The organism is Legionella bozemanae (assembly GCF_001648595.1).
Lineage (GTDB): Bacteria > Pseudomonadota > Gammaproteobacteria > Legionellales > Legionellaceae > Legionella > Legionella bozemanae.
The window spans coordinates 1-21323 of sequence record NZ_LBAW01000029.1 but is presented as its reverse complement, the minus strand read 5'-3'; the positions used below and the strand labels follow the sequence as shown (position 1 = coordinate 21323).

The following is a 21323-nucleotide window of genomic DNA, read 5'->3' as shown; positions in this document are numbered from 1 at the left end:
ATAATCTGTAGCAGATACTGATGCAAATTACTTAATCCCATCATAACTCACGGTAATGATGGGAACACATCTTAAATTCTATTTCATAAATGTGGAAATAATTGAGTGAATTCCAAGGAGTATTACCACTGTTCCTGCCAGCAACATAATGATTCGCGGTTGAATATATCGCACAATATAAGCAGCAAAAGGAGAAGCAATAGCCCCACCTACAATCAATCCGAGAATAATAAACCAATTGGCAATCCCAATTGTAAAAAAGAACGTTGCAGAAACACTAAGAGTGATTAAAAATTCAGTCAAATTCACTGAACCTATAGTGTAATGAGGGGTCGTTCCCTGTACTAGTAAAGTGGCGTTAACAATAGATCCCCAACCCCCTCCACCCGCAGCATCAAAAAAACCACCAAAAAATCCAAGAGGTATTAACCCGCGTGCATGATTCGAAGGCAATGCACGTCTCCTTTGACGCTTGATCATAAAATTTTTTATGAGCTGCTTGATTCTTCCACCTTGGAATGCTCGGTATAAAATAAAGCAACCCATAATAATCAAATAAATTGCAATAAAAGGCCTTGCGATTTTCTCTGATGCTTTTGTTAAAAGAAACGCACCAAGAATACTTCCTATAATACCTGGAATAGCCAATCGTCTAAATAATGCATAATCTATATTTTTAAACATCGCATGCGACAAACCAGAAATACCGGTTGTGACAATCTCAGAAGTATGTACCGCAGCACTGGCCATTGCTGGAGGAATACCATAAGTAACCAAAACACCGGTAATAATTACCCCATAAGCCATACCTAACGCACCATCAACTATTTGTGCCATGAAGCCGACCAGTACAAAAATTAAAAATTGCTCCATAAATATCCTTTTTTTTCAAATGATAAACCAAAACTCAAATCATATGAGAAGAGTAAATTAATTATTTCTTATTGTTCCATAATTTGCTTGCTGCCATCGCGCAGCTTAGCGACAAAATAATTATTGAAAGAGTCACTACGATAGGAATATCAACCAGATCATGCAGCATCATTTTTATTCCAATGAAACCTAAAATGAAGGCTAACCCATAGTTAAGATAGCGAAATTTATTTTCTATATGTGCCAAAATGAAATACATGGCTCTTAACCCCAGTATTGCAAAAGCGTTTGATGAACACGCAATAAATGGATCTTGAGTGATACCTAATACGGCAGGAATGCTGTCAATGGCAAAAATCAAATCACTCACTTCAATAAAAATAAGAACAACAAAGAGAGGAGTTACAAAATACGATTTATTTTTCTTAACAATAAAATGATCGCCTGAGATTTCTTTTGTTATTGGGAAAAATTTTCTTAATGTTTTCAGGATGAAATTATTAGTAACAAATTGTTCGTCTTTAAACAAAGTGAAGAATTTGGTCGCAGAATAAATGAGTAGTATGCCAAATAGATATAAAATCCACTTAAATTTATTAATGAGCCAGATCCCAAATACAATGAGTATTATTCTCATAGAGATTGCGCCTAACACACCAAATAAGAGCAGGCGGCGCTGATACTTCAAGGGAATAGAAAAATATTTAAATATCATGATAAATACGAAAATATTATCCATTGATAATGATTCTTCAATCAGATAAGCAGCAAAAAATTCAAGGGCTTTTTGATTCGCTATATTGCTTGTATCGCCTTGTGATAGATAAATCCATAAGAAGACATTAAAAAGTAAAGCCAAGACAACCCAAACAGTAACCCATATGCAAGATGCCTTTAGGGTAGGCTCCCTTTTACTTCTGGTCAAAAGAAAAATATCGATACTTAATACAATCAGTATCAAAACAATAAAAATTACCCATAACCACCATGTACCTATAGACTCCATTTATCTTCCTGAAATTAAATGGCACTCCCTAAAAATAGGGGCGTTTTCTTAATGACTCAATCTTTGACCTCATTACACTTATAATGTATTTAGCCAAGCATGAATTTTTGCACTAAATAATCGTGGTGCAAGTGGCTGGCAATGGCCGCCGGTACCTTCTTCATCATTAAAAAGAATATATTGTTTTTTACATTGTAATTGGTCATACAGTTTTTTTGCCTGACCTAATGTGATGTATTCTAGAGTATTATCACAAATCAGCATGGGACATTGAATCTTTTCTACTAAGCCAGCCAACGTGTAAGCACGCGTTTTATCGAGCATTTCTTCAATTGTTTGAACGCCAAATCGCCATTTTCGACTTTCTAACATAAATCGTAAATTTTCATCTGTTTTCATTAGGTGTACTAAGGCTTGCTCTATAGGAGCATTGTGTAAATCAGGAAACTTCGTCATAAACGAATTAAATTTAGCTTCGAAATTACCACTTGCATCAAATATTCCTGGATCAACAATGCATGCAGCAATACGTCTTTCTCTTGTTACAGCCCGAGCAGCAAGATAACCACCAAAACTGCGCCCCATTAAGAAGATCTTATTCTGATCAATTTCGGGACGGTTGCTGATAAAATCGACAACTTTTTCTATCACTCGTTCCCAATCGGGGATAAAAGGCATTTTATTTAGACGCAGCATACTGCCTTGACCAGGACCTTCAAAATTTAAACAATGAAAGCCTCGCTTTAACGCTTCAGCTGCTGAACTAAAATATAATTCTTCCTTAGTGCTATCGCCCCCACCAGTATCAATTAAAATAGGTTTAGGATGATTTGAAAAAGAATTATTCAGATAAAGATAACCTGGCAACGTTGTTTCCTCAAAGGGAACTTCTACTTTTTCCACAGGAGTTTCAAAAAATTCGAGTGCTTGATGAAAAGCTCGAATGCTGTATTGCAATGCTTGTTCGATCCTTGGATCAGCAGGTTCATCTTCCAGGAAAAAAAAAGCTGTTCGATAATAAGTACAAGCGCGCAGAAAAGCCAATTTGGCATCAAAATGAAAACCTTGACTTCGATACGTTTCTGCCATGCTGAAATTGCTATCAGCAAAAGCGGTCCACCGTGCATACCAACTTTCTTTATTGCCAGGTTCTATTTGGTTCGCTATAGCAAGACATTCCCCGACTTCAGACCCTTGATATGTAGCACATCCTAAGCTTCTTATTAATTGCGCATTAAAAAGTGCTGGCTTGACTAACTCTTGCATGATAAAAATCTCCGTTTTTTACTTAGAAGAATTCTTGTGTTTTTGTTCCAACATGATTCGAACTTTTTAATATCTCCGAATATAAACCATTTATTACTTAATAAATAGTTAGTACAAAACATAGCCCTCTTCTATTTAAGATAAATATAGTCTATGGATAAAATAAAATCGTTATTGAGATCAATTTAAATGATATGTATAATTTTGTTTCTTTTTGCTTCATTGAAGAATTAAAATGTTCAACAAATTTGAAAGTCTAATTGATTTATTTGAAAAAAAATGGGATGCGGAACTGGTCCCTACCTATGAAAAATTAAAACAACGTATCTCTCAGAGTAGAGTATTATCAAAGCAGGAAACACAAGAAATCATTAATGAGTTAACCATTCATTACCGTTTATTTTTTGCAACGGTAACAAATACATTTGCACCTTACCAAGACCAGCTTAATGAAACCGAACATCTTAAACTAAAAAAATTTCTTGATGATGTGAATGAAAGTTTTCAAACAGATGTGAATGAATTTAAGAACATTCATAATCAAAAAATGGCCCTATTAAGAAATTATTTTTTCCAAAAACAAGCTGCACAATTGCCTTTGCCTACCTTTGAAGAACAATACCTGACAGGACAAATTTTTCCTAGCGATCCTCCTGAAGCGTACCCTCAATATTATACTTATGATTTTAAATAGCAGAAATTATGACTTCCTTTCTCTCCGGAGAAAGGTTGGATGAGGATCTTTTCATTTAGACATTGAGTAAACAATCCAAGGTTCACCTCTTCCAATTTTATCATAGAGTATTTGGGCGACCCGATTATCTGGCTCAGTGATCCAATATACTCTACTCCATTGACGTAACTTATTGAGTTGTTTTAATTCATCCATGAGCATCTTCGCTACTCCTGCTTTTCGATGTTCTGGTTTTATATATAAATCATATAAATAGCATTCGGGATTGATATTCCAAGTGCTTAAATGCACGATAAAAGTTAGAAATCCAACTGCTGTATTTTGAGAGTCACAAGCAATGAGGCATCCTGTATTTTGATTCTCGGAAAGGAGCATGTTCAACGTATTATTTACTACTTCTTGAGGTAGTGACGTTTGATAAAATCTCATATATTCCTGCCACATTGTTAACCAGTTTTCTTTATCAATAGGCTGTAACCATCTAACCTTATAGTTCATCATTACAATGCTCGCCCCAAAGAACAGTATACACAGCTTCCACTACCGTACCCTACCAATAAATAGAGCAAATAAGAAGTGGCTCATGCATAAGATTACGAATTTGATGTTTTTTAAATGAAGCAAAGTAAAAAATATCGTGCATATTAAGTCGATGAACAGTTTCCTCATAAGTTAAAACTCCACTGCCATTTAATACAATCCAAATTTCTTCTTCTTGATGATAATCCATAGGAGTTTCACTCAGGGGCAACACTTGAAAATATGTTGTTTGAAAAGGGGGATATGCCTGCTTTTGTACAAAATCAACAGGGTTTACTACAACTCCCGAAGCAATGTGCTCCGGATTAGAAAAAACCAACCGTGGATTTGCAAAAACAATAGGCTCAAGCAATTGAGGCATAGTGTTGCTCCTTAGAAAACAATTCGTGCTCCCAATCCAAGACGGTACTTTCCTGCTCCAGCTCATAGATTGATGATTGCGCAAGGCTATTAATTATTTTTGCACTTCGCCATGCCATAACATTTAAATTAGGCTCTGCGATTCCATAAGCATTGCGCGCTGCATTTTGGACATAAATACGATGTTGTTTTGGTCCCTCCCATACAATAGAAAAATCCTGATTGACACAAAATGTCCCATTATTTAAAGGTATTTTTGCAGACAACGGGGCAAGATAATCCGGGAACTTCCACTGGTATCCTGTACACAAAATAACAATGTCTGCAGCAATGACTCTTCTGCTCATGGTATTAAGCTCAGTCAGTACTAACTGATATCTACCTAATCCGCCATTCATATGTGTTAATTCATGACATGGTAAAAACTTAAAAAACTTATTTTTATTTTCCAAAAACTCGAGGCTATAAAGTTTTTGATAGATTGCTTGGAGTAAATGGAACGAAATACCATCACTTGCCAAAAGCTGCTCTTGCAATAAAGAGGCTTTTTCTTTCTCGGGCATATGGAAAAAGAATTCAGTATACTTAGGCGTGAAAAATTCACTGACAAATGGAGAGGTATCCATTGGTAATAGCTGAGATCTCTTTGAAATCCAATTTAACTCTGAAGGCAATTGCTCACTCGATAAAATATGCTGCACAATTTCGGCACCACTTTGGCCTCCACCAATAATAGCCACTCTTTTTCCCTGCCAATTTATTGGATTGAGTAAAAAATTCTTATTATGTAATACATTTTTACCCAAATAAGGTTTAACGCAAGTAGGGACTTTTACAGTTAAACCGTTGCCTAAAATAAGATGTTTTCCTTTGATTTTTCTCTGAGATGTTTGCATAACAAAATGAGATTTATCAAAAAAAATTTCCTCAACTTTTTCGTTGAACAATAAATTAGGTAATGAACGGCTCACCCAATTTAAATAATGGCTAAATTCAGTACGTAATACATGCTTAAATTGTGCATTAATAAAACGATATAATCGTTTGTGTTTTGCAAGATAGGCAATAAAGGAATAAGAATTGGTAGGGTCAACAAGCGTAACCAAATCATTTAAATAGCTGACCTGAATTTCAGCATTGGGAAATAACATTCCTGGATGCCAAATCACTTCCTTATTTTGTTCAAAAAACACGCTTGAAATCTCTTTGACTGAGGACAAAAGAGCAGCAACACTCAAATTAAATGGTCCAACACCAACTCCAAGTACATCAGAAATTGCATCATGATTCGTTTTGTTCATAACTCACTTCCTCTATGTGCATCTCAAATTCCGTTGTAATTCGTTTTAGGGTTAATTGTATTTTTCTCTGCAAGAGCCATGTGGGCTTACCAAAAAAATCAGCGTGAGTGGGTAACTGTTTATATCCCAGAGCATTCCAAATTGTTTCACCAAGCTTTGGCATGTAGGGATAAATGACCAAAGCAAATCCTTTTAACCACCAGAAATAATCCTCTGGAGATCGACTTAAGTTTTGTCCCAGAACAAGCCAGTCATTTAGAGATTGCACCCCAATATGAGGAGAAAAGTGCTCTGGTTGCAATGCATGTTCCTGAATTGCAAACAAATCGCCTAATTGATGTTGAAGCTGTTGATTGCAAGGCTGTCTCACCTTATCAGGTATGTTTTGTATCCCTTGGATAATATAGTGTTCAAGCCAATCTATAGTTTTGTTGTAATAATGGATAAAATCATCAACGGCAAAATTGCCTATTTGATTACGCACATCAATTGAAGCAAGATAAAGCCGAATAATATCACTGGAAAGCCCTTTTTGCTTGATCGCCTCATCTACTCCAATCATATGCTGTCGGCTTGTAGAGAATTTACACCCATCAAGGTAATAAAAATAATTAACCAGATAATAATCAAATGACTTGTATTGAGGACATCCAGAACTAATTCCCAATGCACTGCTTAAAAAAGGTAATGAATTATCGAGCCCAAAACTGGAAATAGTAATCACATCAGAATCTGCTGCAAATGCATTTTTGTTGAGGCCCATGAGTTTCCCCGCGATTTCTCCAAACATTAGAAAATAAGCAAAAACAAAACCATAACTAAATAAAGTTCTTGCATAAGCAGGATCAGTATTATCTGCTAAACCCCAATCACACTGTGTAGTAAGCCTGAATCGATTATTTTGTAACACCCGATAACGTTGAAAAAGCGTCACTATTTTTTGAGGAATTCCCCGCGAACTCAGGTTAACATCATCAGGGAGTTGTAAAAAGATATTTTCTACCACTTTTTGCTCTAAATGCTCTTCGCGAATCATTTCTTCCGGGCGAAAATGTGCACCACAATGTTCACAAAAATAACTTGCAGTGTTTTTATAACACACAGGACAATTCCCTTGCAGCCAATATCCAGTCAGGTAACGCTTATTCTTATCATCCCAGGGTATATTCTCTTTTAATAAGACTGTAGCCTTATTATTCAATAATTGTTGCAAGATCTGCTCATGCCATTCTTGATAGGATGTGCTCCATTGCGCATCAAGTGGATTAATAAATTGATCACATTTAATACTCATTGACTTTAAATCATCGGCAATTAATGCATGATAATGATGACCTATTTCTCTGGGGCTTAAATGCTCTTCCTCTGCTTTCCCTGCCGCATACGATTCATAACTGTCGGTTCCTGAAATTATCCAAGCGGAATGCCCACAAAGTTTTAGATATCTTGCAAGTATGTCCACACTTAAAAACGGCCCACCAATATGGCCTAAATGCAATCGACCATTTGGGGTGGGTACCGAAGGAATGAGTAAATAATTTTTTTTATTTTCAGTCATCGCTTATTCCCTAGCTTTTTTTATTCTTTAAACTATCCGCCATCATTTTAATCGAGCTATCCCATCCACTTTGAGAGATCTGAATCGCTTTTTCTTTATTTCTCGCCAATACTGCAGTAACTAACTGCTCATTTTCTTGTTTAAATTCCATTAATACTTTTTCATCATTATGATGCCGATCCAGACATAAAAAACGATACCGTGATGAATGGTCATACAACATATCTTGAATTTTAAGTAACCAAGGAGATTGGCACGCCTTAATCAGCGTGAAAGTAAATTCTCTTTGAAACATATTCCATTCAATGGGATCCAGCGGTTTATTTTGTGGTGGGGTAAGGTATTTTGCATAACGATGCCAGCACGCAATGACATCTGCCTCCCAATACTCATCTCCATGTTGCATGGATAATTCCAAAGCACGTGTTTCAATCTGTATTCTGACTGCATAGAGATCATATAACTCTTCTAAAGATAAAGACGGTACTGAAAAACCACACAAATCTTCAAAATTAACTAAACCATGGCTTACCAGACGAGACAAAGCTTCACGCAAGGGACTGTATCCTACCTCGTATCGTTCTTTTAATTGCTCCATTTGTAATTTTTGGCCAGGATCAAAGTAACCACTTACGAGATCACGACGTAATTTCTCTAATACGGTGCTTGTCTTTGATTGTTTTATTTTAATTTGGGACATAGCAAGTACACTTCATTTCAATCATGCAAACAGTATTAATTATTTTCGAAAATTAGTAAATAATCGAAAATAAAATAATTAAAAATTATTTGAATTGATTGTATTAGAGCATGGAGTGTTGAGAGAATGGATTTGGTATACGCTCTAACGAGTAGTCCAAATAGAGTAAACCAACCACGCCACAATCGACCAATTTATGTGTTTGTGAACACTAAATTTTCGCTTTCTTTTAATGCATAACTACTAAACGCTTTTTCAGCAAACCATTGTGCATACACATTGATATCTGGAGTCAAAAACGCTTTAAAATCCCATCCCAACTCATGATGATTAAAAGGTCCTAATTCAATACTTTTTGCTTCTGCAAGCCCTCTTACCATCCATTCAACAATTGCCGAATTTCCTCGACCTACAGGTTGTAAGCGAGCAAGACTGTATGCAAGTTTTCCTGCATTAACTAAAAAATCGTTGATATCCTGTGTAGGCTCCCAATTAAAACACGCTTGAAAATAAGGGTCGATTAATTCAAATTGCACCTGAAAATAACTGGACTTGTCCCGATAATCCTCTGCAAAAGGGGTGAAACGATGATCAATTACAATGGATGTTCTACTGTCGTCCTTACCATAATCGTTAAAAGTAATCGTGAGCACCACATCATCTTCAATAAATGGAAGCTCAGAAGCCGCGTTTTTTTTATGGGCTAATTCGCGTTCTTCGTCAGTCATTTTAATTTTAATTGTGTATTTTGTTCCTTCACCTGATTTATCTGGGTGTCCTTGCACCTCAACGTGTCCCCAGCGTTGATGAATTAAATCGGATAGATGCGCATAGATCAGATTTTTTTGGGTGGGTAAATCTCGAGATAAATTAAAATCATCTGTAGATACAAAACCTGCTTTATTAATTAATCCGAATTGATGCCTCAATGGCCCTTGTTTCAATGCTTTGGCTACCTCACGCCGCTTATCAGCCAACCAAGCATAAGTACAACCGACTTGAGAGCGCAACATATCTGGAGGGCAGTTAATATCTTTACGAACTTCTGGCGGTACTTTTGGAAAAGAGGATGCTCGTTCACCTAGTTCTTGAATCACTGTCTTGCTGAATTCAAGCCATGCATCCTGCTTTTTTGCATCAAAATCTTTTAGACGGTCTTTAGAAGAAGCGGTATTCGTATCTTTAGTATTTGAAAATAAAGTATTACGATGAACTCCTATTGGCTGCTCAATTTTTTTATCGGTCATAATAATCTCAATCTGCTTAATTTATTTTAATTATAGTTGCAGAAAATACACTCCGCGCTTAATGAGCTTCACTGGCTTATTTGAAAATTTGACATCTCACTTCTATATTTATTTTTTTACCCTTCTTTTTCTTTAATGTTAAGAATCGCATTTAGAAGTTCATTGTTTTTGAGGCGCAATAAATAAAAATAAAAATGGAGCTTGCTTATGGATACAAATGAACACACGGAACTTGGTGATGCATTGCGATTTCAAGAATGGGATGTCTTAAGAGGCAATCCATACATTGATATTGAAAAGGGCACCTTGCATTTGCACTTGCAAGGAATTAATGAGATTGGCCTTCCTGAACCCATTGGATTAAAAGTATCCGCTGGAGTTATTATCGCCATGTCTGGTGATTACTTTGGAGGCAAAGAAGTATCATTTAAGTTGCCAAGCATTTGTGAATTTAAAGAAAATCCAAAAGCTTTTGATAATACAGGGAAATGCAACACTTTAGGAAAATATTTAATAAAAAAACCCGTTACCGGGAACGAGGAAGAAAAACTAATTAGCTCTTATCAACGATTAGCAAACACTAACGTAAAACAAAGCGATATTGATACGATTTATACGATTAACAATGCCAATTACATTCCGTTTTCAAGCACATTAAATTTCTATGTGCAACAACTCATGTTTGCGCTTAGAGTAAAAAACTACAGTGACATTTTAAATAGGAATATAGCGCATTTTACTCCATGGTCAGTCCGTGTTTATACTATAGGCCATTGTATCGCATTGAAATATGCACGTATTTATTATGAGTTACAACAATTTCTGGCTCATGCAGATTATCAATCAGAAAATAGTGATTTCAATGCATTACTCCAAATACTCGCACAAATCCCTAAAGGCCTTGATCGTGAAACATTAGAGGATTTAGCCCATCGCTATCAGGCATTGTCTTTGGGAATGGAGTTTTTTTGTTTTCACTATTATACCGATCATTTTGCTGCAGGCCATGTTTCATTTATGGGTGATTTACGTGCCTTACTTCCACAGCGCTTTGGCGTTTGGGGTAGCATTTTAGTCAATAATTTGCATGATGAATTAAATAGGATAATGGTCTATACCAAACGCATTTACGATCCGACACCCGATAAAAGCGAGCCACCAGTTACTGCGGGTGGTGATGGTGATTTTGATGTGGCAAATAATTATTTCAACAAACAAGCCTGTCTTGCAGGAATGACTTCCTCACTGAACGATTTACATCATGTATTTAATGGAAGCAAATTGCCTGAGCAGTCACAATATGGCGGGCTGGAACAAATGCCAGATATTGACTATCAATACCGCCAACCACAGCCATTGCTGTTATTAGGTCAAGACAAGAAAATTTATTATCGTACGGATCTCAATACGATTGACACCTTATCTCCATCCCAATTACAAGCAACATATAATGATCCACTACATCATGGGTATACTGAATTAAGTAATAAATTCGCAGCATTTTCTTTGGTATTCAAACTTCGAGTACTTCCCTTTATTTATAACAGTCAACTCAAAACACTTACTACCGAGCAACTTAAATTATTGGAAGCAGAAGAACTTGAGCTTAACCCAGGAAGAAGACCAATACCCCAACCACCTATTGTGCTTGGGCAAAAACCAATTGCCATACCGGTTTGGCAACAACCTGCAACAAATCATACTGTAACGCAGGCTCTGTTAAAGAACGGCATACTGGCTACTTCTGGGAAAAACCGTTCATTGAAAGAAGAGGTTTTGCAGGTAGAAGATACATTGAGTATGCATACACTCTAAATAAAATGCCTAAAGAGCGATCATCCCTCTGCGCAGGGATGACCGTTTTTTAGATCTCGCTGTAGCCTGTAGGACTTATTTCCCTATTTAAATTTTGTGAGATCGTCTAGCATAAAGTGCAGTACGTCAAACGATTTAAATTAACCTCCGACATCGCAATCTACATAGAATTCGCAGTATCAAGAATAGATCTTTTTTCTAAACCAGGAAGATGCCCTGTAGATGCTGATCTAAAAAATGCGTGGTGTTGACGCGGTGACAACTCATTATCATCTCTAGAAATAGGGATGGGCCGAGCAACTTTTATAGTGTCTGAAACAACAGGATTCTCATGTTTTGCAGTCTCAACAGTTGGTTTGGTTTGTTGTGCTTTTATTTTTTCTAACTCTGCATTTAAGCGAGCTACTTCAAGTTCTGCTTTTTCTGCTTTCAAAAGGGCAGCATTTTTTTCTAATTCCACAGCAGACAATCTCTCTTTCAGGCTCTTGATTTCTAACTGGTCTTCTTCGTGTTGTTTCAGTGAGCCAATCTTAAAATTAATGCCTGCAATTAATTCTTCCAGTTCCTCTGTTTCTTTTTTAACCACATCTTCTTTACATAATTTATCCATTTTCTTTTTATCCAATCCCCTCCAGCGGCTAATCAGATTTTCAATCCCTGGACGTTCAACAAACCAGTAAACACTTAGTGCGGCTAAACCAACAGCAATACCAGCAACAACAATTGGCCACGCCGTTGCAGCCATGCCAGTAACAAATAAACCTGCGATGGCCAAAGCTACAGTTTGTCCCGCAAAAAAACCACCACTAAAAAATAAAATCCCTGCAACCCCTGCTGTGATGTACTTAGCCGCTTGTAAATAAGGATTATTTGAAGCCGAGGTTAGATCGTCTCGAATTTGTTTTAAGTCCTTATATCTTTGCAGTAACATTGTTGCAACCTGAAGATCCTCTTCAAGTTCTTCCTTACTCTTCTTGACAGTTTTGGCAAGACGCATGCGGATGGCTTCTATTTGTTTCACTTCGTCAAGTAAAACATCCAGTAATTTTTTTGTATCTGTGGATTTGATCCCCAGGTTTTTGGAAATTTCAACCAAATCAAAACTATAAAATACAACCATGGAAAGAACTGAAAATAATGTTCCTGCCACAAATAAAGCAATGGTAGGGATAGAGGAAAAAGCACCGAGCATTGCAGTAATACCATCAAACCCTTCGCAACCAAAATAAACAGTTCCGGCAAGAGCTAATAGTGCATATTTAGTTTTTGCAGTCATTCCGCCTTTTTGAGTTTCTTCTTCTACCTGCCCAGGATTTAACGATTTATGGAGATCTTTTAATAAAGAGGCCCGCAATGATGTAATTAAAAAAAATGCTTTGTTGCTGCTTTCAATTTTTGAGGTGGATTCCAGCCAAGCTAATAGAGCTTTTTTATCTATTTTCGTTGAGTTTGTGAATGTCTGATGGAAACTTGGATCTATTGCACATAATTGTGCAATTAATTCTTGGCTTGTTAAATTCAGATCAATTGTCATATCGCTCCCCTAAATTACGGACTTATTTGCTGCTCTGAAGCAAAACAAGGGAATACCTCATATGATACTGATTATTTATTAAACAAATATTAAATTAAAGGGATAAACTGTAAATAAATACCATTGTTTTGTTAAATAAGAGTAAAACTATCTCCATTTGACACATTAAAAGCAAAATGCATGATATTTTTTCGCTGAGAGCAAATTCCGAATCGACTCTTAATGATCCGCAAACAACACCTTCCTTTTTTCAATGTTACAAACCAGAAAGAACGCATATTCATTTCTTCCAATACCGTACTTTCTGTGTCGAGTTGCGTCATTCGTATTGGCCAATCTTTATAAGTTAGGCTATTTTAGTAATTGAAATTTATATAAAAAGAGGGAGTTTTTAATGATAATTTTATTTTCTTATCCAGAGCTTTTTGGTCTTCCAGATAATAACCCTTTTGGCCTGAAAGTAGACACTTTTCTTAGATTAACCCAAATAGAATACCAACATGAACATATCATTAATACCCAGAATGCACCGCGAGGGCAGTTGCCTTATCTAAGTGATGAGGGAAAAATCATTACTGATAGTAATATTATTATTCAATATCTGTCGCAAAAATATGTTGATTTGGACGATGACTTAACAGAAGAACAAAAAAACACTCATTTTTTGACTGTACGAATGTTAGATAATCATATGTATTGGGTTATGTCCTATTCGCGTTGGCAAGACGAACAATTCTGGCCTATGTTCAAAGCGGAGTTCTTAAAACAATTTTCCGAATTATCCGAAGCCACTCTTGAACAGGTAAGAAAATATAATATTGAAAAATATCATTACCAGGGTATTGGCAGATATCCCGCCAAAGACATATATCAATCAGGTATTGATGATTTGCAAGCAATTCTTTTCATTTTAGGAGATAAAGATTATTTATTTGGAGATAAAGTACATGCTCTAGATGCCTGTTGTTATGGTTTTTTAGCCAATATTCTCTATTTTGAGATTGAAACGCCATTGAAGGATTTTATCGTGCAAACTCCACTACGAAATTATACCAATCGCATCAGAAGCTTATTGGGATATTAATCAACAATCTACTTAATTTTTATTCCAAATGGCTTCAAGCGCCTTCAGCTCAATTTCGCTTAAAAGTTCATATTTATTAACCGCCTGAGGGGTATGATGTGGATAATGTTCAAGACATTTTTTAATCAGCTTTAATAAATCCTTCTCATTTATTGGCTTGGTAATAAAATCAATTGCTCCAGCTTTTATCGCTCGAACAGCCATCGGTATATCACCATAAGCTGTAATAATAATTACTTTGAGCAGGCTATTTTGCCCTTTTAATTTTTCGAGTAATTCAAGACCATCTATATCAGGCATTCGAACATCAGTAATCAGACACCCTATATGCTTGGGATTATATTGCTGCAGGAACTCTGTTGCATTCAAGTAAGTTTTCACTTCAAAACTCAGCGAGTCAAAAAGCCATTTTAAAGCACGCAATACGTTCTCATCGTCGTCAACAATATAAATTGTCTTATTCATTGTGAGACTCCAAAAGTTGATTAGGTAATCTAAAAGAACTTACAGTACCCTCCCCAGAAGTATTTCTTTCTATTTTGATGTTCCCACCATGTGCTTCAATAATTTTTTTACAAATACTTAAGCCAATACCCAAGCCGTATTCTTTGGTGCTATAACATGAAGTAAATAGATTATCGAGTACATTTTGCGATACTCCAGGCCCATTATCCACAATACTAACCAATACGTCCGCTTCATAGTTTTTTATCTTGATAAGCAAAATAGGATTCATCGTTTTTGCATCAAACATCGCCTCAAAGGCATTATTAATAAGGTTTAAAAAAACCTGTCGCATTTGATTTCGATCCAAATAAACTTCAGTTAAATCCTCATCAAACTCATACTCAACTGTTCCGGAAAAATGGGAATAAAATTTTGACAAAATGACCGACTGTTTTGCCAGAGAAGTTAAATTAACGCGCTCAAAATGTAATTCTCCATGAGTAACAAAACGCTTCATTCGTTTAATAATAGTACTTATCAATTCAACTTGCTCTAATGCTTTCTGAAGAACGCTTATAAATTCATTTGATCCTTTATCCTCTTGCTGTAAACGCAAAATACTACCTAGCAAGTAGGAATTCAGTGCCAATAATGGTTGCGAGATTTCATGAGATAATGAAGATGCGGCTTCCCCTGAGAAATAACATCTTGATATACGCTCAAGCGTCGTTTGTTGTAACTTAATCAATTCCTGATTATGTTTCTGTTCCGTAATAAAATGCCAGGTACCAATCATTTTAATTGGATTATTCTTTGCATCACGAATGTAACGTCCCCGAGCCGATACCCATTCATAATGACCTTTGGTAGAGAGAATACGAAAATCGGCATAATAATTCTCAAAATGAATTAAAGAATTGATTAAGGCATTGGCAATTTCCTCACGATCATCTGGATGAAGTCGTGTTATAAAATGCTCTATATGCCCTACTTCACTGTGTTCATTTAAAACAGACAAAGATTCAGAATAACCAAAATCAATGATTTCATTGGTACCCAGATCCCACTGCCAAACATTTAATTTACCAACATCTAACAATTCCATTAAGTAATCATGAGAGATTTCATAGGTGAGGTTATTCGAAAATAGATCTTCGGGGCATTTCTTTTTTAAATCCAATGATAACTTGGAGTTTATCATCATGTCCTCTATTCGCTACAGTTGCTGTCAAACAAAAACTGTTCTTTGGCTTTTGAGCATAATACCACAGTATTTTATACTTGCTAACAATATTAAATCACAGGTTAACTTTATGATTTTCATATAAATTTTATTTTGAGACGTATAAAAGACAATGAAGGAAGCCTTATGGGCTAAGTAGCCTGAGAGATCGTCCATTTTCATTTAAATTTCTCTACGTACAGCGCTTTATGCGCGATACGCAGACGAAAAGTTAAGCTTAATCAGCAAGTAGGTAAGGCTTGTATACTGGATCCCATATATTATTAGCGAGCTCATCCTCAAATCCTGATTCATTAACCCCGGCAAGACCTTCTGATATCGCCTGTTTCCCTACAGCTTTTGCAACAGCAAGACTAATTAAGCGAAGGTCTGCAAGCGGGGGTAGAAGGTTGGCTGATTTATTTTCCCGAGCAGGAGAGCATGCTGCAAGAGCAAGTGCAGCAGCCTTGATCATCCCATCAGAAACTCGTTTTGCTTTAGAGGAGATAATACCTAAAGCTAAGCCTGGAAAAATGTATGAATTATTTGTCTGATCGATATGATACTCTTTTCCATTGAATTGTACGGGATCAAAAGGGCTTCCTGTTCCGATTAAAGCTCTGCCTTCCGTCCAATTGAGAAGATCTTTAGGGATTGCTTCACTGTGAGAAGTTGGATTGGAAAGTGGAAAAATAACTGGGCGTTCCGTGTATTTCGCCATAGTGCGGACTACTTCTTCGGTAAATGCCCCTTGTTGTGTAGAAACACCAATCAATGCCGTAGGTTTGACATTACGAACCACATCGAGCAATCCAATTTCCTCGGAATTGGTAACCTGCCATCCCGCCACTTCAGAACGTTTGCGAGCAAAGACGGCCTGATCAGCAGTCAATCCTTTACTCCCTTCTACAAGAAGTCCATATCTGTCTACAGCATAGATACGATCGCCAGCTTCCTGATCACTTAATCCAGCATCTCTAAGCGCACCCCGCATCAATTGAGCAATTCCATAACCCGTACCACCGAAGCCTAGAAAAACAATTTTTTGCTCTTTTAGTGGAATTCCAGTCACATTAATGGCAGAAAGTAGAGTCCCTGTCGCCATAGCAGCAGTTCCCTGTATGTCATCATTAAAGGTGCACAGTTGGTCTCGATAACGCTCCAACAACCGTGCTGCATTCACACCTGCAAAATCTTCCCACTGCAGAAGAACGTTTGGCCAACGACGTTTCACCGCGGATACAAATGTATCCACAAATTCGTCATACTCTGCACCACGAATACGATTATGCCGCCAACCAATATAAAGAGGATCGGCCAATCGCTCCTCATTGTCTGTTCCCACATCCAGCAAAATAGGCAAACAATATTGTGGAGGAATACCGGCCAAAGCAGTATAAAGCGCCATTTTACCTATTGGGATTCCCATTCCACCCGCTCCTTGATCACCAAGACCAAGAATGCGCTCACCGTCACTCACAACAATACACTTAATTAAGTCATAACGTGGATGGGCAAAGATTTGATCAATCAAATTCTTGTTGGGATAACTAAGAAATAGGCCTCGAGGCTTGCGGAATACTTCACTGAATTTTTGGCATCCCTCCCCAACAACAGGAGTATAAACAATGGGCAGCATTTCCTCGATATTATTAATGATCAACGAGTAAAAAAGGGTTTCATTGTTATCCTGGAGATCGCGTAAGAAACTATATTTTTCTAAAGTGGTTGGCAATGCGACCAAGCCATCGTAGCGGCGTTTTTGCTGATCATGCAATGTACTCACCTGGGGTGGTAACAAACCGTGAAGAGAAAAGGCATCTCTTTCGCTATTAGTAAATGCAGTGCCTTTGTTCAATCTGGAATTATTCAGTAGATTATAACCTGTCAATATGGTTTTGATGCTGCCATCTTTGAGATATTGAGTTTCCTGATCTGATTTTTTCATTTTCAAGGTCCTTTTTAATGAATATCGCTTATAAGACATCTCCGTAAACGGCTTAATCTGGCAAAGGAATAAATTCATGTTCATCGCCAGGTATTTTTCCAAACTTCCCTTCTATCCAATCCAATTTGGCCTGCTCAATTCTTTCTTTCGAACTGGCTACAAAATTCCACCAAAGATATCGCCGTTGTTCAAGAGCAGGTCCTCCCAAAATAATCATATGTACATCGGAGATCGCCGTTACTTTGATTTCAGCCCCTGTTTTAAGAATGAGCATTGTTGAGCCATCATATTGAGTCGCATCAATTGTTATCTTACCATGCAGAATATGAATTGCCCGCTCTTCTACTGTTGATGGAATGATCAGATTGGCATGGGCCTTCAGTTTATATTCAACAAAAAGTGCCTCATTTTGCGTGATAACCGATGATTTTAACCCCATCCATTCTCCGGCAATGACTCGCAAACTCATATTTTTATCATCATTGTGCATAGGAATAGCACTTTTATCATAATGGGTAAATGAAGGGTTGGTTTCCTCTTTATTGAGGGGTAATGCTAACCAACATTGGATACCAAAAAAATGCTGTGGATAAAGGCGATCCTGATGCGGTGTACGTTCGGAATGAGCAATCCCTCTGCCGGCAGTCATCAAATTTACTTCACCTGGGACAATAATTTGATGGCTGCCAAGCGTATCCCGATGTACCAGTTTTCCGGAAAATAAATAAGTCATGGTTGATAAACCAATATGAGGGTGCGGGAGCACATCAATGCCTTGACCCATAAGCAGTTCGCTTGGCCCTGCTAGATCCCAAAAAACAAAGGGGCCTACAGTTCTTTTTTCTCTGGATGGTAAAATGCGCTCTACTTGAAACCCGCCAAGATCAACTGATCGTGGAATAAGCGCTATGCTAACTCGCTGGGGACATCCTTGAGTCTCGCATATTGGGTCCTTTGCATTAAAATAACTCATTTTTGGCATTCTCCCTGGATTACTCAAGAACACAATATTGCGCTGGCATATTTGAAATAAGCATAGCTCAAATTCGGAATTAAGGAGAGTACTGCAACATTATAAAAAGAGGACGCCTAGCCAATAAATTCTCCTGGCAACCAGAGCACTATTGTGACGATACTCTAAAGTCAACGTCCATCTTAGACATAAGAGCCTTATAGGGTTGATTAGAAATCGTAATCAAGCCAGATAAAGGATGGCTTAAGATGATAATTGCAGTGAGATAAAATGACAGAAAGATACAGAGCATCACGTGAATACAAATTTCCACAAAAATCCCTTCCAGCAAAAAAATTGAAACAAAAATAATCGTAAAAGTGCCAATTAAGATCATAAGGTACCATGCTGTTGGGATAATGACATGAAGCATATTGATACGTTGGTTTCTTGCCTCAGTTGCTGCATTTAAAGAGGAAATAGCTCGATTATAAAAGGATTGGATATAAGAATCTGAAGGGTGATATTTCAAAAATTCTGAATATAGAGCATTACTTGCATCTTGAGTTATTGATGATGCTTTCCCCTTTTTCATTGAAGGCCATTCATCGTTGAGAATCGATAAAACATAAGCATGAAGCAATTTATCAATATTTTGAAAAATAGAAGATGGAAACCCTCTACTATTCTCCCAAGTGGTATATATTTGGGTTGTCTCTTGTGCGACCAGACCTGTTGCTTCTTTATAATTGGTCCATGAGATAAAGGTCACAAATCCTAGAAAAATACTAAAAAGACCTCCTATGATACTTACAACCAATCGTGTACCGTGCATCTCGGCAGTAATATGCATGGTCTTGCGTTTATAAGAGAAAAGCACCTTAGTAAGAATCAAGAAGAAAGTTATCCAAAATAAGAAAATGAATGGTGGATAAATATGAGCAACAAGAGTACGTAGCACGCAATTCTCCTTTTATAGATGGATTGTAGCAGCGTAAAAACTCATTTTAATTTTTCTTACATGTTTGCTTAAATTTTGCTGCAAGCTCATCGAGCATATTTTGCTTTAACTTGGTTTTACCCGCAGTAACATAAGAAGTGATTAATTGATTAAAACACGACTGCAGCGCCCCCTGATCGGGCATTTCTTTAGTTTCTTCAATAGTTCCTAAATCAACATAACTCAATTTCAACTGCGCATTTGAGTTCACTTCATAATATGCTTTAGCAACACAGCAAATGGCACATGCCGCTAAATCATCATACGCTTTAACTGTAGGGTTTAGATTCTTGGATAATGCAATCAGATCATAGGCAGTAAGATTCTGGCTAAAATTTAAGTGGTTATTGATTTCAGCTACATCGTGCAGGCCGCCATTACAACGGTCACCATCCGCTAGAGTTTCAACCTCTACCGTATCCGTATTTTTTCTTTTCACTCGATGTATGGCAGTAAACTCACCAGTACCTCCGCCGCTATTAATTGTATAAAGCCAATATAGGCTTTCTCCAGCATTAAAAAATTTATAATAGCTATACCCTTCAGTTGAGTCTGGAAACTGAGGATCTTGCCAATTATAACCAATATAGCCTTTTGCGATGAGCTGGGAATTATGTCCTTTGACAACGTATTTCTCTTTTTCCACCCCACATTGTTCCAGATCAATTGTTTTTCCTTCGATATTAAAAAAACATAAGGGATCTATGGGTTTATCATGAAACATTAAATCCGCAGGAGCAGCCGCATTAATTTTTGCTGCAAATAAATAGGAAAACAAAATAAACCAGAATATTCTCATCTGCATTTTAAAATCATTCCTCAATAACTTAAATCGTCGCTCCAGCATGCAATAAAATCCATTATATCGTGAACTCTGGAATTTTACTCAACAGAATAAACCATACCCGTTTGAGCTCCTTCGATACTTTTACTGTAAGCCAAAGCAACTCGATTGACAGGCACCGGTTCAAAACCACGAAAAAAAGGTGCATAGCGACTCATTGCTTCTGATATAACTGTAGGACTTACTGCATTGATACGAAGATGATGCGGTAATTCAATCGCTGCGCTTTTTACAAAAGAATCGATGGCTCCATTGACCATAGACGCAGATGTTCCCGTAAGGATTGGATCATGGCTTAAAACACCGCTTGTTAAAGTAAATGAACCTCCTTTATTGATGTATTTGAGGCCAATTAATACGAGCCTGACTTGCCCCATCAACTTACTATTCAAACCAATAGTATATTGTTCCTCAGTAAAAGCCGTTAATGTTTCAAAATACACTTCACCCGTTACAGCAACAACTGCATCGAACGAACCTATTGATTTATATAGTAATTCAATTGAACGGGCGTCTCTAATGTCAACTTGAAAATCACCATTAGTATGTCCCACTGTAATCACTGTGTGCCGTTGTTTCAACTCTTTACATACTGCGTCACCTATTAATCCAGTTCCACCAACCACAATAATTTTCATTTGTATTTCCTTTTTTAGAGACTTAGTTATCCTATCCAGGGTAAACACATCTAATTTTTGAACATAAAATAGCCTTTTTGTGTCTACTTGCCCTGCTTGATGCACAACATTCAATCGATCCTCCATGAAAACCCGCAACTGGATTCCGCGCATAAAGCGCAGAACGTAGGCATTTGACTTTTATATCATACTATTCGATGCATTTACTCTATAACATATTTTTTACCCACTTGCCGTGCTTTATGCCTGAGAGATAGACAAAAAAATTTGGTTTAAGGCATTGAAATATAGGAA

The 21323-nt window shown here is 37.0% G+C and carries 20 protein-coding genes; 3 read left to right on the top strand and 17 right to left on the bottom strand.

Annotated elements, in window-relative coordinates; translation table 11 throughout:
• Positions 1-78: 78 nt before the first annotated feature.
• The 3 genes from A8O27_RS15945 to A8O27_RS15935 form a co-directional block, all read right to left on the bottom strand.
• Positions 79-873 carry a sulfite exporter TauE/SafE family protein gene (locus A8O27_RS15945; RefSeq protein WP_058458471.1) on the bottom strand — a complete coding sequence of 265 codons (795 nt, stop codon included), beginning with the start codon at positions 871-873 and terminating at the stop codon, positions 79-81.
• Positions 874-934: 61 nt separating this feature from the next.
• Positions 935-1879: a TerC/Alx family metal homeostasis membrane protein gene (locus tag A8O27_RS15940; RefSeq protein WP_058458470.1), complete on the bottom strand. Its 945-nt coding sequence runs from the start codon at positions 1877-1879 to the stop codon at positions 935-937.
• Positions 1880-1957: 78 nt separating this feature from the next.
• The gene (locus A8O27_RS15935) at positions 1958-3145 is read right to left on the bottom strand and encodes an alpha/beta hydrolase family protein (RefSeq protein WP_058458469.1); all 1188 of its coding nucleotides are present in this window, start codon (positions 3143-3145) and stop codon (positions 1958-1960) included.
• 235 nt (positions 3146-3380) lie between these two features.
• On the opposite strand from A8O27_RS15935, the gene A8O27_RS15930 reads away from it, so the two are divergent.
• The gene (locus A8O27_RS15930) at positions 3381-3839 is read left to right on the top strand and encodes a hypothetical protein (RefSeq protein WP_058458468.1); all 459 of its coding nucleotides are present in this window, start codon (positions 3381-3383) and stop codon (positions 3837-3839) included.
• Positions 3840-3890: 51 nt separating this feature from the next.
• Here the strand turns inward: A8O27_RS15930 and A8O27_RS15925 are convergent, their stop codons facing one another.
• The 6 genes from A8O27_RS15925 to A8O27_RS15900 form a co-directional block, all read right to left on the bottom strand.
• The gene (locus tag A8O27_RS15925) at positions 3891-4340 is read right to left on the bottom strand and encodes a GNAT family N-acetyltransferase (protein ID WP_058458467.1); all 450 of its coding nucleotides are present in this window, start codon (positions 4338-4340) and stop codon (positions 3891-3893) included.
• 49 nt (positions 4341-4389) lie between these two features.
• Positions 4390-4740 (bottom strand): cupin domain-containing protein, encoded by a 351-nt coding sequence (locus tag A8O27_RS15920; RefSeq protein ID WP_058458466.1) that lies wholly within the window; start codon positions 4738-4740, stop codon positions 4390-4392.
• Positions 4724-6040 (bottom strand): lysine N(6)-hydroxylase/L-ornithine N(5)-oxygenase family protein, encoded by a 1317-nt coding sequence (locus A8O27_RS15915; protein ID WP_058458465.1) that lies wholly within the window; start codon positions 6038-6040, stop codon positions 4724-4726. Before A8O27_RS15915 ends, A8O27_RS15920 begins: the two co-directional genes overlap by 17 nt.
• Entirely contained in the window at positions 6021-7598 is a 1578-nt protein-coding gene (locus A8O27_RS15910) for a methionine--tRNA ligase (RefSeq protein WP_058458464.1), read from the bottom strand. The genes A8O27_RS15915 and A8O27_RS15910 overlap by 20 nt, the downstream gene beginning before the upstream one ends.
• 10 nt (positions 7599-7608) lie before the next feature.
• A complete protein-coding gene (locus tag A8O27_RS15905) occupies positions 7609-8298 on the bottom strand; it encodes a GntR family transcriptional regulator (RefSeq protein ID WP_058458463.1) in 690 nt (229 codons plus the stop codon).
• 194 nt (positions 8299-8492) lie between these two features.
• On the bottom strand, positions 8493-9545 hold the full coding sequence (locus A8O27_RS15900; protein WP_058458462.1) for a hypothetical protein: 1053 nt from the start codon (positions 9543-9545) through the stop codon (positions 8493-8495).
• 207 nt (positions 9546-9752) lie between these two features.
• Here A8O27_RS15900 and A8O27_RS15895 point away from each other — a divergent pair, with 207 nt between their 5' ends.
• Positions 9753-11360 (top strand): hypothetical protein, encoded by a 1608-nt coding sequence (locus A8O27_RS15895; protein WP_058458461.1) that lies wholly within the window; start codon positions 9753-9755, stop codon positions 11358-11360.
• Between the two features lie 160 nt (positions 11361-11520).
• Here the strand turns inward: A8O27_RS15895 and A8O27_RS15890 are convergent, their stop codons facing one another.
• On the bottom strand, positions 11521-12894 hold the full coding sequence (locus A8O27_RS15890) for an AAA family ATPase (protein ID WP_058458460.1): 1374 nt from the start codon (positions 12892-12894) through the stop codon (positions 11521-11523).
• A 394-nt stretch (positions 12895-13288) separates the two neighbouring features.
• Between A8O27_RS15890 and A8O27_RS15885 the strand changes: the two genes are divergently transcribed.
• Entirely contained in the window at positions 13289-13978 is a 690-nt protein-coding gene (locus A8O27_RS15885; RefSeq protein ID WP_058458459.1) for a glutathione S-transferase family protein, read from the top strand.
• Between the two features lie 12 nt (positions 13979-13990).
• Here A8O27_RS15885 and A8O27_RS15880 read toward each other — a convergent pair whose 3' ends face one another.
• From A8O27_RS15880 to A8O27_RS15850, 7 genes are all read right to left on the bottom strand, one after another.
• The gene (locus tag A8O27_RS15880) at positions 13991-14443 is read right to left on the bottom strand and encodes a response regulator transcription factor (protein ID WP_058458458.1); all 453 of its coding nucleotides are present in this window, start codon (positions 14441-14443) and stop codon (positions 13991-13993) included.
• A complete protein-coding gene (locus A8O27_RS15875) occupies positions 14436-15530 on the bottom strand; it encodes a sensor histidine kinase (protein WP_235810470.1) in 1095 nt (364 codons plus the stop codon). Before A8O27_RS15875 ends, A8O27_RS15880 begins: the two co-directional genes overlap by 8 nt.
• Positions 15531-15885: 355 nt before the next feature.
• Positions 15886-17595 (bottom strand): NAD-dependent malic enzyme, encoded by a 1710-nt coding sequence (locus A8O27_RS15870; protein ID WP_058458456.1) that lies wholly within the window; start codon positions 17593-17595, stop codon positions 15886-15888.
• 52 nt (positions 17596-17647) lie between these two features.
• A complete protein-coding gene (locus tag A8O27_RS15865) occupies positions 17648-18568 on the bottom strand; it encodes a pirin family protein (RefSeq protein ID WP_058458455.1) in 921 nt (306 codons plus the stop codon).
• Positions 18569-18716: 148 nt separating this feature from the next.
• Complete coding sequence (locus A8O27_RS15860) at positions 18717-19508, bottom strand: bestrophin-like domain (protein WP_058458454.1); 792 nt, start codon at positions 19506-19508, stop codon at positions 18717-18719.
• 46 nt (positions 19509-19554) lie between these two features.
• Positions 19555-20352 carry a hypothetical protein gene (locus A8O27_RS15855; RefSeq protein WP_058458488.1) on the bottom strand — a complete coding sequence of 266 codons (798 nt, stop codon included), beginning with the start codon at positions 20350-20352 and terminating at the stop codon, positions 19555-19557.
• A gap of 77 nt (positions 20353-20429) precedes the next feature.
• On the bottom strand, positions 20430-21029 hold the full coding sequence (locus A8O27_RS15850; protein ID WP_058458487.1) for a short chain dehydrogenase: 600 nt from the start codon (positions 21027-21029) through the stop codon (positions 20430-20432).
• Positions 21030-21323 lie beyond the last annotated feature (294 nt).

Coding starts and splice junctions, on each gene's coding strand:
- A8O27_RS15945 (WP_058458471.1), bottom strand. CDS start 873: ATGGAGCAATTTTTAATTTTTGTACTGGTCGGCTTCATGGCACAAATA.
- A8O27_RS15940 (WP_058458470.1), bottom strand. CDS start 1,879: ATGGAGTCTATAGGTACATGGTGGTTATGGGTAATTTTTATTGTTTTG.
- A8O27_RS15935 (WP_058458469.1), bottom strand. CDS start 3,145: ATGCAAGAGTTAGTCAAGCCAGCACTTTTTAATGCGCAATTAATAAGA.
- A8O27_RS15930 (WP_058458468.1), top strand. CDS start 3,381: ATGTTCAACAAATTTGAAAGTCTAATTGATTTATTTGAAAAAAAATGG.
- A8O27_RS15925 (WP_058458467.1), bottom strand. CDS start 4,340: ATGATGAACTATAAGGTTAGATGGTTACAGCCTATTGATAAAGAAAAC.
- A8O27_RS15920 (WP_058458466.1), bottom strand. CDS start 4,740: ATGCCTCAATTGCTTGAGCCTATTGTTTTTGCAAATCCACGGTTGGTT.
- A8O27_RS15915 (WP_058458465.1), bottom strand. CDS start 6,040: ATGAACAAAACGAATCATGATGCAATTTCTGATGTACTTGGAGTTGGT.
- A8O27_RS15910 (WP_058458464.1), bottom strand. CDS start 7,598: ATGACTGAAAATAAAAAAAATTATTTACTCATTCCTTCGGTACCCACC.
- A8O27_RS15905 (WP_058458463.1), bottom strand. CDS start 8,298: ATGTCCCAAATTAAAATAAAACAATCAAAGACAAGCACCGTATTAGAG.
- A8O27_RS15900 (WP_058458462.1), bottom strand. CDS start 9,545: ATGACCGATAAAAAAATTGAGCAGCCAATAGGAGTTCATCGTAATACT.
- A8O27_RS15895 (WP_058458461.1), top strand. CDS start 9,753: ATGGATACAAATGAACACACGGAACTTGGTGATGCATTGCGATTTCAA.
- A8O27_RS15890 (WP_058458460.1), bottom strand. CDS start 12,894: ATGACAATTGATCTGAATTTAACAAGCCAAGAATTAATTGCACAATTA.
- A8O27_RS15885 (WP_058458459.1), top strand. CDS start 13,289: ATGATAATTTTATTTTCTTATCCAGAGCTTTTTGGTCTTCCAGATAAT.
- A8O27_RS15880 (WP_058458458.1), bottom strand. CDS start 14,443: ATGAATAAGACAATTTATATTGTTGACGACGATGAGAACGTATTGCGT.
- A8O27_RS15875 (WP_235810470.1), bottom strand. CDS start 15,530: ATGGAATTGTTAGATGTTGGTAAATTAAATGTTTGGCAGTGGGATCTG.
- A8O27_RS15870 (WP_058458456.1), bottom strand. CDS start 17,595: ATGAAAAAATCAGATCAGGAAACTCAATATCTCAAAGATGGCAGCATC.
- A8O27_RS15865 (WP_058458455.1), bottom strand. CDS start 18,568: ATGAGTTATTTTAATGCAAAGGACCCAATATGCGAGACTCAAGGATGT.
- A8O27_RS15855 (WP_058458488.1), bottom strand. CDS start 20,352: ATGCAGATGAGAATATTCTGGTTTATTTTGTTTTCCTATTTATTTGCA.
- A8O27_RS15850 (WP_058458487.1), bottom strand. CDS start 21,029: ATGAAAATTATTGTGGTTGGTGGAACTGGATTAATAGGTGACGCAGTA.